This is a genomic window from Enterocloster sp. OA13 (genome assembly GCF_022440595.1).
Classification (GTDB): Bacteria; Bacillota; Clostridia; order Lachnospirales; family Lachnospiraceae; genus Enterocloster; species Enterocloster hominis.
In genome coordinates, this window is record NZ_JAKNTF010000001.1 from 6,156,432 (window position 1) to 6,169,118 (window position 12,687).

Here is a 12,687-nt window from a genome sequence, read left to right on the forward strand (position 1 = left end):
GTTACGGCAGCCTTTTTGTCAGGAGGGATTATGGCAAAATTATTCGAACCCTTTGTATTGGGGAACCTTACATTAAAAAACAGGATCATCATGGCCGGCATGCACACGGAATTTGGCAGGGACGGATACCTGACGGAGCGGGAGCTGGCCTATTATGAGGAACGGGCCAAGGGCGGCGCAGCGGCCATCGGCGTGGTTGCCAGGGTAAGCCCGGAAGGAGGACCGGAGTCCATGGCAGGGGTATATGACAATACCTTTGAGGCTGGCGTGCGCTGTCTGGCAGAACGGCTCCACCAGCATGACTGCAGGCTTTTCATACACCTGTTCCACATTGGCAGGAACCATGGAAATGATATTCTGGGCAGGCCCCTCCTGGCGCCGTCCGCGGTCCCGTCCCCCATTTACCGCCACATGCCAAAGGAGATGACGGCAGAAGATATAAAAAGGGTAAAGGAGGATTTTGCAGATGCAGCCGCCAGGTGCAGGGCCTGGGGCGCGGATGGGGTAACCGTGAACTGCAGCGCAGGCTATCTGCTGTCCCTGTTCCTGTCCGGAGAAACAAACCAGCGCACCGATGAGTATGGAGGAAGCCAGGAAAACAGGTTCCGTTTCCCCCTGGAAGTGCTTGCCCGGGTCAGGGAAGCGGTTGGAAGGGACTTTCCCGTGCTGGTAAAGATATCCGGCAGCAGCATGCGGGCCAGGGGATACGGACTGAAGGACATGGAGGCATTTTCCTTCAAATTATCAGGACTGGCGGATGCCATTGGCGTCACGGGCGGCTGGCACGAAGCTCCGGTGCCTCAGATTACCTATCAGGTGCCCAGGGGATTCTATTCCTGCCTCAGTTCCTGTATAAAGGAGCATAGCGGTCTGCCTGTCATCTGCTACAACCGCATCAATGACAGGGAAACGGCGGAGCGGATACTTGAGGAGGAAAAGGCGGACCTGGTGGCCTGCGGGCGGCCCTTCCTGGCGGATGCAGGCTTTGCAGCGAAAATCCGGGACGGACGTCCCTATCATCCCTGTGTGGGATGCAACCGCGGATGCATGGACCGCATCATCCGGAACCAGGAAGTGCGCTGTATCCAGAACCCGGAACTGGGAAGTGAGTATCAAAAGCTGTCCTCCCTCCCGGCCAGGGAAGGCCGGGTGCTGGTAATCGGCGGGGGAGTGGCAGGCATGGCGGCTGCCAGGTTCCTGGGAGAACGGGGTTATCAGGTTACGCTTAAGGAGAAAAAGGGCCGTCTGGGCGGAGTCCTGGATCAGGTGGCTGCCAGCCCGGGAAAGGAAGGTTTCCTGGGTATTGCAGCTGCCTTGGAATGGGATTTAAAGGCGCTGGGCACACATATTGTCACTGATGCAATGGTGACGGCTGAAGGACTTAAAGCGGAGGCGGACCAGTACAGCTTCGTAGTGCTGGCCGCAGGAGGAAAGCCGCGGCGCATGAAGGGTGGAACGGATGCCAAAATCTATCTTGCCCAGGAAGTAATCCAGGGGAATTACAGGCTGTGGAACCGGATGAACTGCGGTCAGACGGTCATCATAGGAGGGGATGCGACCGCCATGGAGACAGCGCTGTTTCTGGCAGGCAAAAGGTGGCTTGAGGACAGCCATCAGGGATTCATGGAACGGTATGTGCCGGACGAGGTGAAGGAACGGTTCCTGCCCTCCGGGACCATCACGCTGATTGAAAAGGAAGAACGGGCCGGGCGCAGCCTGGGCGGAACCCGCTTCATCATCATGAATGAACTGAAACAGAACCATATAAAGGTCATGACAGGGACCCGGGTGGTGGAGGCGGGAAATGGATATGTCATTGTGCAGAAAGGAGACAGCCGGGAACGGCTCTGTGCAGATTTTATCATAGAAGCCATGGGGGAGGAACCGGAACAGGCCCTGGCCAGCATCCTGGAGGAAATGCAGAAAGAATTTTATGTGGTTGGGGATGCTGCCGTGACCGCGGATATTGAGACAGCCATACGGGGGGCCTATGAGCTGGCATGCAGTGTATAAAAAAGGTAACAGTTATCCGGCCCGGTGTTTATAAAGTATACACGCCCTGGCCTGAGGGAAGGGAAAAACAGGGTAAAACCCAGCGGTTTTAGGGGATTTTTAAAATAATTGGAATTTGGCAGTATTCTTGCTCTTAATATTGTTGAATAATTAACGATGGTATGAAAGAATAGAATCATGCAGTGTTTCTATCGCACGGGAAACACACAGGAAGATATTTGCATACCTTCAAAAGACAAGGGGGTTATTAGATGGTAAGTATTTTAGGTATTCTTCTGGCAGTGGCATTATTGATTTACACCTGCTACAAAGGCATTCCCGCTGTCATTGTGGCGCCCATGGTATCCATCCTGGTCCTGATTACAAGCGGCCTGGATATTGCTTCGGGCATGAGCGGCGCGTACATGGAAGGGATGGCGGGATTCATCCAGAAGTATTTCCTGACCATGTTTACAGGCGCCATATTCGGGGCCATGATGGGGGACAGCGGCGCAGCCAAATCCATCGGCCTTAAGTTCGGCCGGATTGCCAGGAAGTTCCCGGGGAAAGAAAAGCTTATGGCCTTATGGTCCCTGGCAGCGTTATCCTTTATCCTTGGTTATGGCGGCGTCAGCGTATTCGTGGCATTCTTTACCGTAATTGCAGTTGCCAAGGAAATGTTCGAGGAACTGGACGTGCCGTGGAGGCTTTACGGAGTCAACATCTTAGGCGCCGGAGTACTTGCCCTTACCATGGCGCCCGGCTCGCCTTCGGTTAACAATGTAATTGCAGGGGAAGCCCTTGGCACCAATGCAATGGCAGCTCCCATGCTTGGCATCATAGGCTGCCTGATTGCGATTTTCCTGGCCAGCATCTACTTTAAGTGGGAAATCAGGCAGGTTGAGAAAAACCATGAAGGATTCCTGCCCACAGGAGCAGAGATTGCCAAGGTGCAGTTAAAAGTGGCGGATGATGATTTCCAGGAGATGAACATCATCACCTGTCTGATTCCTTCCATTGTACTGATTGTTACGCTGAACGTGTTTAAACAGCCGGTTTATATTGCGGCAACCTTTGGAATCATTGTGGGATACGTTGTTTACTGGAAACGGATGTCCGCTAGGATTGAGACTTTTAAGCGTGGGGCCATGCAGTCCATCAACTCTGTCTGTACCGCATCCATGGTAATTGCTTTTGGTTCCGTTGTAGGCGTTACCAGCGGGTTCGCCCTCATATGCAGCGCCCTGGGCAGGATTCCCGGACCGGGAGAGTTCCAGGTAGTGGTTGCCGTTAACATTGCAGCCGGTGTGGCCGGGTCTTCTGCAGGCGGACTGACCATCGCGCTCAATGCACTGGCAGACCGGTTCATAGGACCGCTTTCAGAAGGCGGGCTTGCCATGAACCCACAGGTAGTGCACAGGATTGCAACCATCTGCTCCGGCGGCCTGGATTCCCTTCCAAGTAATGGAACCATTATTAACGAGCTGACCCAGGCAAGGCTGCCCCACCGTGTGGGATACCGCCCAATGGGGGTTTGTTCGGTTGTCATTCCGTTGATTGTGGCTATCTGTCTTTCGATTATTGCACAATTTGGGATTGTGTAGTTTGGGGTGTATTGGTTTTTGATACAATTATTGAAAAAGGTTTCGATGAACATCTGTAAAGGCAATAGGGGCGGAAGTCTGGTAAGACAGGTTTCCGTCCCTCCTGTTGTATGAGGGCCATCCCACAGGAGGGGGACGATATCGGCGAAAATCCACTTTTAGTTTTTAAAATGTGTTGAAAATGCATAAAAAAGTAGGTATACTATACTTTAGTTGGTAAAAAATTAACAATAAGATGGAATGAAATCACATTGGGGAGAAAAGACTATGTCACTGGAATCTAGGCTGATCACCACGGAGTATTTTAAGGAATGGGATGCGCAGATACTGCTGGAAATCCTGGAGAATGCGGATAATGCAGTGATTGTCATTGACTGCAAGGGCACCGTGGTCTATATCAACCGGTTTTATGCGGAACATATGAACATAAAGCTGGAAAAACTGATGGGAAGGAACCTCTATGACATTGAACCCCAGGCCAAGCTTTTAAGGGTCATGGAAGATGGGGGAGGCCGGGACAACGATGAGGTGGAATATATAAAGTCGTTGAACATAGATTCAGTGGGACTTGCATTTCCCCTGTATGACAGCCGCAAGGAGAAGGTGGGGGCCTGCGCCATCTTTAAGGATGTGACCCAGGTGGTGGAGCTGACCAGGAAGCTCCAGAAGTCCAAGGAGATGGTCCAGTATCTTGCCTCCCAGCTGGAAGCATCGGAGCTGCCCATATCCTTCCAGTCCTATATCAGCCAGAATAAGGACCTGCAGAAAACCCTGAGCCTGGCCGCCAAGGTGGCCAATACCAACTGTACCATTTTGATACAGGGGGAAAGCGGGGTGGGCAAGGAGGTCATGGCCAAGTGCATCCACAATGCCAGCAACCGGAAGGAGCGGCCCATGATCAAGGTCAACTGCGCCTCCATCCCGGAAAACCTGCTGGAAAGCGAACTGTTCGGCTACGAGGAAGGCGCCTTTACCGGGGCCAGGAAAGGCGGGAAGCTGGGCAAGTTCGAGCTTGCCAACAAGGGCACCATCCTTCTGGATGAAATCGGCGATATGAGCCTGACCATGCAGTCCAAGCTTCTGCGCGTGCTCCAGGAAAAGGAACTGGAACGGGTGGGCGGGACCAAGACAATCAAGCTGGATGTGCGGGTCATCGCTGCAACCAACCAAAACCTGGAGGAGATGGTTGAGAAAAATGAATTCCGCAGCGACCTTTATTACAGGCTCCATGTGGTTCCAATCCACATCCCTGCCCTGCGCTGCCGCAGGGAGGATATCATGCCCCTGGTGCGCTATTTCATAGAAAGGAACGGCGGGGACGAGGGCACGGACCTGACGCCGGGCGCTGCCAGGATGCTGGAAGAATACGGCTGGCCGGGCAATGTAAGGGAACTTCAGAATGTGATAGAATATGCGATGATCGTCAAAACAGGCGATATCCTGGAGATAAAGGATTTCCCCCAGTATCTGAGAGGGGACGGGGCAGAGGACAGCCCGGCGGAGGATGGCCCCTGCAGGCTGAAGGACGCAGTGGAACAGCTGGAAAAAAGCATGATAAAGCGCGCGCTGAAAAGGAACAATGGGAACAAAAGCATGGCCATCAATGAACTTGGCCTTTCCCGAAGGTCATTTTATGAAAAGCTGGAGAAATACGGCTTGAAATAATTGTATAAAAAATATACATATTTAAAAGCGGAATGTATAGTTTTTGCGGAAAATCAAAGAGGCAGGAATGAGGCATGGTGATTTTGGCCTGATTTCTGTCTCTTTTTTATATATTGATCCGTGGACCGCGGTTGGCACAGAATTTGCTCATTAAAAGGGGTAAAAGAATGATAAATATTAGACTATTAATATTCACTTATTCAAGAAAGGATGCAGAGCTATGAAGGTTATTCGTGCAGAAGAAGTAAGCAGGCTGATAAAAGACGGGGACACCATCATGTATACGGGTATTACCCTGGGCGGGTTTGCAGAGGAAGCCCTGGTGGAACTGGAAAAGAGCTTTTTGGAAACAGGACATCCAAGGGACCTGACCATGTACTGGCAGTCAGCGACCGGAAACAGGGGGGACAGGGGGCTTGCCCATGCAGCCCACGAAGGGTTCTTAAAACGCGGGGTGGGCGGACACCTGAACGGATGCGGTCCGGCCATGACGGAATTCAGCCGCGATAATAAAGGCGAGATTTACAATTTCCCACAGGGCGTGATGTCGGTCATGTGCCGTCACATAGCCGCCCACACACCGGGCGTGATTACCAAGATCGGTTTAAAGAGCATGATGGACCCAAGGGTGGACGGCGGTTGCATGAATGAGAAGGCAAAGAACGCCGAACCGCTGGTAGAGCTGATTGAACTTCAGGGAGAGGAGTGGCTCTGGTACAAGCTTCCCAAACTGGACGTGACCTTGATCAGGGGCACGGTTGCGGATACAAAGGGAAATATCTCCTGCTACAAGGAAGGATATAAGCTGGGGCAGTTATCCGCGGCAGAGGCTGCCAGGGCATGCGGCGGCATCGTCATCTGCCAGGTGGAGAATATTGTTGAGGCGGGAAGCATTAAACCAAGGGATGTGATTGTCCCCGGGATTCTGATTGACTATGTGTTCGTATCCAAGCCCGAATATCACTGGCAGACCTCCAAGACCTATTATAATCCTGTATTTTCAGGTGAGATAAGGGTTCCACTGGATGCCATCCCATTTGAAAAGCTCAGCGCCAGGAAGGTAATTGCCAGAAGGGCTGCCATGGAACTGACCAAGGGCGCCATCGTGAACCTGGGTGTGGGCATACCGGAGGCAGTTTCCTCGGTTGCGGCGGAAGAGGGCTGCGGGGATTACATCACCCTTACCACCGAGGCGGGCGGCATTGGCGGGGTTCCTGCCAGCAGCCATGACTTCGGGTGCTGCTGGAATGCGGAGGCCACCATTGAGATGGCGGACGAATTCGACATGTATGACGGCGGCGCCCTGGACCTGGGCGTGCTGGGAGTGCTCCAGGTAGGGCCAAACGGCAATGTGAATGTAAGCAAGCGCAACGGGGAAGGCCTGGGTGTGGGCGGTTTCCTGAATGTGGCGGGAGGCGCCAGCAAGGTGGTGTTCGCGGCAACCTTTACCGGCGGCCTTCATAAAGGGGAAGGCCCTGCCTATGAAATCGGCAACGGCCACATCAAGGTGACGAAAGAAGGGAATTCCAGGAAGTTCGTCAACGAGATAGAGCAGATCTCCTTTAACGGGGAAGCGTCCCTTGAACAGGGCAAGAAAATCATCTATGTGACGGAGCGGTGCGTGTTCGAGCTGGTGAAGGACGGACTCCTTCTTACCGAAATCGCGCCCGGCGTGGACCTTCAGAAGGATATACTGGACCAGATGGATTTTGCACCCATGATAAGCGAGAACCTGGAACAGATGCCTGCAAAGATATTCAATGAAACCTGGGGCGGCCTTAAGGATCTGATGGACAAAGAGTAAGAAAGCATAAAATGAAAGGATACAGGAGGAAAGGGAATGTTCAGCAAAAAACATGAAATGATTCGGAAACTGGCAAGAGAGTTTGCAGAAAATGAAATCGCACCCCTGGCAGCACAGATTGACGAGACAGGGGAGTATCCGGAGGAACTGCGCAGGAAGATCATTGACTGCGGATTCCATGCAATCGTGATTCCCAGGGAATATGGAGGCTGCGGAGGGGATACCGTGGCAGCTACCATCGTGACGGAGGAATTTACAAGGGTGGACGCCAGCGCCTCCACCCAGCTCATGCCCAACTCCCTGTCAGGGGGCGCCCTGATGATGTTCGGCAATGAGGCCCAGAAGCAGAAATACCTCAGAGGAATGGCAGAGGGAAAACTAATCGGCGCATTTGCCATCACGGAGCCTGGCGCGGGTTCTGACACAGCGGCCATCACCACGACCGCGGAAAAGGATGGGGATTACTACATCTTAAACGGCCGCAAGTGCTTCATCACCAACGGCCCCTGCTGTGACTTTGTCACCGTATTTGCCAAGACGGACGTGAACGCCAGGGGCGTGAAGGGAATCAGCGCATTTATCGTGGAGTCGGCCTGGGAAGGCTTTTCCACGGGAGCGGTTGAGAACAAGATGGGCATGCACGGTTCGCCCACCTGTGACCTGATATTTGAAAATGTACGTGTGCCGAAGGAAAACCTGTTAGGCGGGGAAGGGCAGGGCTTTAAAATCTGTATGGCCACCCTGGACTCAGGCCGTATCACCGTGGCTACCCAGGGACTGGGAATTGCCCAGGGCGCACTGGACGAGGCAGTTAAATACGTAAAGGAAAGGTTACAGTTCGGAAAGCCCATTGCCAAGCTTCAGAACACCCAGTTTGAGATTGCAGACATGGCAACCAGGGTGGAATGCGGAAGACAGCTGGTTTACAATGCGGCCCGTCTTAAGGACGCAGGGCAGCCCTATTCCAAGAATGCGGCCATGGCCAAGTACTACTGCGGCGACCTGTGCAACAACATTGCATACCGTTCCTTACAGCTTCACGGCGGCTATGGCTACATGAAAGATTATCCTATTGAGCGGATGTTCAGGGATGCCAGGCTCGTGGCAATCTACGAGGGCACATCGGAGATTCAGAGGGTGGTAATTGCCAACCATATACTGGGAAAGTAAGAGAAGCATAAGAAGGAGGACACATAATGAAGGTAGTAGTTTGCGCAAAGCAGGTTCCCAATACAAACGAAGTAAAGATTGACCCTGTAAAAGGAACATTAATCAGGGACGGCGTGGAAAGCATCCTGAATCCGGATGATGCCAATGCGCTGGAGGAAGCCCTGAAACTGAAGGATGAATATGAGGATGTGACCGTTACCGTCATTTCCATGGGCCCGCCCCAGGCGGAGGTCATGTTAAGGGAATGCCTGGCCATGGGAGCGGATGAAGCCATCCTTTTAAGCGGAAGGGAATTCGGTGGTTCCGATACATGGGCCACCTCCAATGCCATCTCCGCGGCCATAGAAAAAATAGGGGATTACGATATCATATTCGGAGGACGCCAGGCCATTGACGGGGATACGGCCCAGGTCGGCCCCCAGATTTCAGAAAAGCTTGGGATACCCCAGGTCACATATGTGCAGGACTTTAAACTGGAAGACGGGGCAGTGGTGGTCCAGAGGCAGCTGGAAGACGGATACGAGGTCATCCGGGTGCAGACCCCATGTTTCCTTACCGCTGTAAAGGAACTGAACAAGCCCAGATACATGACCATGAAGGGCATCTATGAGGCATACGACAAGGAAATCACGGTATGGGGATTCGGGGATGTGGATGTCCCACAGGAGAAAGTAGGGCTTAAGTCCTCGCCTACCAGGGTGTTCCGTTCATTTACCCCGGCACCCAAGGGCGCAGGGACCGTGCTTGGCGGGACCCCTAAGGAACAGGTCGCTGCATTGATGGGCTGCCTGAAAGAAAAACACATTATCTAAGTAGGAGGTAAGACATGGACTTAAGTCAATACAGGAATGTTTGGGTATTCGCAGAGCAGAGACAGGGAGTGATTACCCCTGTGGTAAAGGAACTTTTAGGAGAAGGCCGGAAGCTGGCCGGGGAGATAGGAACAGACGTATGCGCCGTCCTTCTGGGTAAGGACATCGGATATCTGGCAAAGGAGCTGATCCGCTTTGGCGCGGATAAGGTATATGTGGCTGACCATCCCCTGCTGGAAAATTATACAACGGACGCATACACCAAGGTAATCACGGATGCCATCCATGAATATAAACCGGAAATCGTGCTTTACGGCGCAACCCATATCGGCCGTGACCTGGCGCCAAGGATTGCGGCCAGGGTGAATACGGGGCTGACCGCGGATTGTACCAGGCTGGACATTGACCCTGAGGACAAAAAAATCATGCAGACCCGTCCCGCCTTTGGCGGCAACCTGATGGCCACCATCGTCTGCCCGGAACACCGTCCCCAGATGTCAACGGTGCGCCCCGGCGTCATGCAGAAGCTGGAGCCGGACGACAGCCGCCAGGGCCAGGTGGTGGATGTGGATGTGGAGCTGTCAGAAGCCGATATCAGGACAAAGGTACTTGAAATCGTGAAGAGCGCCAAGGAAATCGTATCCCTTACGGACGCGGACGTCATTGTATCCGGGGGACGCGGCCTGGGAAGTCCCGAGGGTTTTGCGGTCATTAAGAAGCTGGCCGACGTGATGGGCGGCGTTGTAGGGGCTTCCAGGGCGGCTGTGGATGCTGGCTGGATTGACCATTCCCATCAGGTGGGACAGACCGGCACCACGGTAAAACCGAAGATTTATGTTGCGTGCGGCATATCCGGCGCAATCCAGCACTTGGCAGGAATGCAGTCATCTGATATCATTATAGCAATAAACAAGAACCCAAGGGCTCCTATCTTTGAGGTGGCTGATTACGGCCTGGTAGGGGACCTGTATGAAATTGTCCCTATGATGGCGGAAGCGTTTGCAAATGAAAAAAACATATGATGATGGAAGCAGAGCTGAATATTTAAAAAAACACTGGGATGACATCATGGAACATCAGACGTTCTGTGATGTGTTCGCAGAGACAGCAGCACAATACCCTGACAGGACCGCCGTCCATGCGGACGGCAGGTCCGTGACCTACGGGGAACTCTTAAGGTGGTCTAATGCGGCTGCCGGCCGTCTTCTGGAAGACGGCGCTGTTAAGGAAGAAATCATTGCCGTGAACACAGGAAGGACCGCGGAAACCATTGCCGGTATCCTGGGTATTTGGAAGGCAGGCTGTGCATATGTGTATCTGGACAGGGCCTATCCAAAGGAAAGGAGTGAGAACATCATAAAGGAGTGCCGGTGCCGCTTCATCCTGGACAGCCGGTGGTGGGAGGAGATGGACAGGGAAATGATCCTGCCGGATATTAACTTATCTGAGAGGAACTGCCTGGCCCTGCTTATCTATACTTCAGGTTCCACCGCAAAGCCCAAGGGTGTCATGCTGGAACACCGGAACGTGATGGCCTCCGCCTATAACTTCACTGTGTTTGAAACAAGGCCCCATGAACGGTTCGGGGTATTCCCCGGATTCGGGTTCGTGGCCGCGGTAAGCGATATATTTTCAACCTTAGCGGTCGGGGCAGCTAATTATATCATTCCGGGAACCATACGGAAGAATATAGTTGAATTAGAAAAATTTTACAGAATGCATGGGATATGTATCACATTCCTTCCACCGCACATGGCCAGGAAGCTTCTGGCCATGGATCTGGAGGGAATCCCGCTCAGGCTGCTGCTGGTGGGCAGCGAGCCTGTGCGCAATCTGGATATAAGCAAGGCTCCATTTTGCATCTTTAACGTGTATGGGGCTTCTGAGATGTGTTCCATGATATCCCACTATGAGATAAGGGATGCAGGAGGGAAGTCCGTGTATCCGGTGGGGATGCTGAATCATGGACTAAGGGGATATATTACGGATGAAGAGGGGAATCCGGTCCGTCCCGGTGAACCCGGTGAACTGTGGCTGTCCGGCCATCAGGTGAGCCGGGGCTATTACGGCCTGCCTGAAATGACGCATGCCCATTATGTTCCGAATCCATTTTCACAGGAAACGGGCCATGAGCGGGTATTCAAGACCAACGATATCCTGAGGGAGCTTCCGGACGGGAACCTCCAGTATGTGTGCCGCAAGGATAATATGTTTAAGATCCGTGGGTTCCGGGTGGAGTCCGGGGCTGTGGAGACAGCCATCCTGGAATGCGGGGATGTGAAGGAAGCAGTGGTCAGGGCGTTTATGGACGACGGCGGCTGCAATATCCTCTGCGGATATTTTACGGCGGACCATAAGGTGGATGTAAAGGAACTGAAGGGAAAGCTGGCGGATAAGATACCGTATTACATGATTCCCACCTGTCTGATACAGCTTGAGGCATTTCCAAGGAACATGAATTCAAAGATTGACAGGAAGGCCATCCTGCCGCCTGCGGAACTGAACGACCATAAGCTTCTGGAAGAGTTGTATTAAAAACCGCCCGCGCAGGGCGGGGAGGCGGATTACGGACCGTAAGCCGTCTGTCCTACAGGAACAGACAGTCCCCCACCCCCATGTAAACCGTTTCCAGCTCCCCGTCCTCTTCCATGGCCCTGCAGAACCCCTCTCCTGAGCAATGGTTGAACCCCAGCAGCCGGATACCCATCCCTTTTATCTCAGCAATGGTCTTAGCAATCCGCTCCGGGCCGGCCTTTACCAGGTGGGTGCCGCCGATTACGGCCCGGATGGGCTGGCTGAACCGTTCCCTGACCGTGTCCAGTATATTAAGGATTCCGGGATGGCTGCATCCCACAATCACAATCAATTCCCCATTTTCTTCCAGAATAAGGCATATCTCATCCTGAAAATAATCCTGTACCCATGTGCCCTGCTCCCGCAGGACAAACCGTTTTGGGATTGTCTCAAAGGCGCGCCGCCTGCCGATCCCGCCCATGACCCAGCAGCCCTGGGCCAGGGGAACCAGACCGTCACATTCCATGTGGCGGATTTTGTTTTCTTTTAAAAATGCCGCGTCAAAACCGGTTCCCAGGCAGGCGGCCTTGGTTTTGCCGAGGGAATATTTTTCGGAAAAGAATCCTTTTCCTGTTGCCAGCGGGCATGACAGGCCGTTCTTTACAAATTCCCGGTATCCGCCTCCATGGTCATAGTGTCCGTGGCTGCACACCCCGTAGTCAATCCGCTCCGGACGGATGTTCAGACGGACTGCATTTTCATAGGTGTGTTTCCCCTGCCCAAAGTCAAAGAGTATGCTGGTGTATCCTGTTTCTATGTACAGGGAAAGCCCGTGCTCGGCTGTCAGGTCTTTCCTCTCACCATTCTGGTTATCCATCAGTGCCACAATCCGGATGTTCCCCATCTTTTTATCCTCCTAAAGCTAATGTGCTTATAATGATCCTGATATGATTATATCATGGCATCCGCGTCTGGCAAGCATATATGCCCCATCCTTCTTTTGGCATATGAGGAAGGAGACTGGCATTGTAACAGAAATTCCCACAATATTTCAAGAAAAAAGTAAGGAAAACCTTGATATATTATGTTAGAATAGGTATTAAGCCACGGTGCGGCATAAAACAGG

At 52.8% G+C, this 12,687-nt stretch carries 9 protein-coding genes; 8 read left to right on the forward strand and 1 reads right to left on the reverse strand.

The annotated features are described in order from the left end of the window. The first annotated feature begins 30 nt into the window (after nucleotides 1–30). The 8 genes from MCJ35_RS27460 to MCJ35_RS27495 all read left to right on the forward strand — a co-directional run bounded on the left by MCJ35_RS27460 (nucleotide 31) and on the right by MCJ35_RS27495 (nucleotide 11,582). Nucleotides 31–2,013, forward strand: a complete 1,983-nt coding sequence (locus MCJ35_RS27460; RefSeq protein WP_025484259.1) for an oxidoreductase — start codon at nucleotides 31–33, stop codon at nucleotides 2,011–2,013. A gap of 251 nt (nucleotides 2,014–2,264) precedes the next feature. Continuing rightward, nucleotides 2,265–3,596, forward strand: coding sequence for a GntP family permease (locus MCJ35_RS27465; RefSeq protein WP_025484258.1), 1,332 nt, complete (start codon nucleotides 2,265–2,267; stop codon nucleotides 3,594–3,596). Nucleotides 3,597–3,863: 267 nt separating this feature from the next. Further along, nucleotides 3,864–5,261 carry a sigma-54 interaction domain-containing protein gene (locus MCJ35_RS27470; RefSeq protein WP_025484257.1) on the forward strand — a complete coding sequence of 466 codons (1,398 nt, stop codon included), beginning with the start codon at nucleotides 3,864–3,866 and terminating at the stop codon, nucleotides 5,259–5,261. A 220-nt stretch (nucleotides 5,262–5,481) separates the two neighbouring features. Further along, nucleotides 5,482–7,065 carry an acyl CoA:acetate/3-ketoacid CoA transferase gene (locus MCJ35_RS27475; protein ID WP_008724100.1) on the forward strand — a complete coding sequence of 528 codons (1,584 nt, stop codon included), beginning with the start codon at nucleotides 5,482–5,484 and terminating at the stop codon, nucleotides 7,063–7,065. Nucleotides 7,066–7,101: 36 nt separating this feature from the next. Continuing rightward, complete coding sequence (locus MCJ35_RS27480; protein WP_025484256.1) at nucleotides 7,102–8,235, forward strand: acyl-CoA dehydrogenase family protein; 1,134 nt, start codon at nucleotides 7,102–7,104, stop codon at nucleotides 8,233–8,235. Between the two features lie 26 nt (nucleotides 8,236–8,261). Further along, complete coding sequence (etfB, locus tag MCJ35_RS27485) at nucleotides 8,262–9,047, forward strand: electron transfer flavoprotein subunit beta (RefSeq protein ID WP_008724105.1); 786 nt, start codon at nucleotides 8,262–8,264, stop codon at nucleotides 9,045–9,047. A 14-nt stretch (nucleotides 9,048–9,061) separates the two neighbouring features. Next, on the forward strand, nucleotides 9,062–10,069 hold the full coding sequence (locus MCJ35_RS27490) for an electron transfer flavoprotein subunit alpha/FixB family protein (protein WP_120056528.1): 1,008 nt from the start codon (nucleotides 9,062–9,064) through the stop codon (nucleotides 10,067–10,069). Then, nucleotides 10,053–11,582, forward strand: coding sequence for an amino acid adenylation domain-containing protein (locus MCJ35_RS27495; RefSeq protein ID WP_240299721.1), 1,530 nt, complete (start codon nucleotides 10,053–10,055; stop codon nucleotides 11,580–11,582). The genes MCJ35_RS27490 and MCJ35_RS27495 overlap by 17 nt, the downstream gene beginning before the upstream one ends. A 52-nt stretch (nucleotides 11,583–11,634) precedes the next feature. On the opposite strand, the gene MCJ35_RS27500 is transcribed toward MCJ35_RS27495, so the two are convergent. Beyond that, entirely contained in the window at nucleotides 11,635–12,465 is an 831-nt protein-coding gene (locus MCJ35_RS27500) for an MBL fold metallo-hydrolase (RefSeq protein WP_008724112.1), read from the reverse strand. Nucleotides 12,466–12,687 lie beyond the last annotated feature (222 nt).

Excerpts from the sequence above, each read along its gene's own strand:
- MCJ35_RS27460 (WP_025484259.1), top strand. The coding sequence starts at position 31 with ATGGCAAAATTATTCGAACCCTTTGTATTGGGGAACCTTACATTAAAA.
- MCJ35_RS27465 (WP_025484258.1), top strand. The coding sequence starts at position 2,265 with ATGGTAAGTATTTTAGGTATTCTTCTGGCAGTGGCATTATTGATTTAC.
- MCJ35_RS27470 (WP_025484257.1), top strand. The coding sequence starts at position 3,864 with ATGTCACTGGAATCTAGGCTGATCACCACGGAGTATTTTAAGGAATGG.
- MCJ35_RS27475 (WP_008724100.1), top strand. The coding sequence starts at position 5,482 with ATGAAGGTTATTCGTGCAGAAGAAGTAAGCAGGCTGATAAAAGACGGG.
- MCJ35_RS27480 (WP_025484256.1), top strand. The coding sequence starts at position 7,102 with ATGTTCAGCAAAAAACATGAAATGATTCGGAAACTGGCAAGAGAGTTT.
- etfB (WP_008724105.1), top strand. The coding sequence starts at position 8,262 with ATGAAGGTAGTAGTTTGCGCAAAGCAGGTTCCCAATACAAACGAAGTA.
- MCJ35_RS27490 (WP_120056528.1), top strand. The coding sequence starts at position 9,062 with ATGGACTTAAGTCAATACAGGAATGTTTGGGTATTCGCAGAGCAGAGA.
- MCJ35_RS27495 (WP_240299721.1), top strand. The coding sequence starts at position 10,053 with ATGAAAAAAACATATGATGATGGAAGCAGAGCTGAATATTTAAAAAAA.
- MCJ35_RS27500 (WP_008724112.1), bottom strand. The coding sequence starts at position 12,465 with ATGGGGAACATCCGGATTGTGGCACTGATGGATAACCAGAATGGTGAG.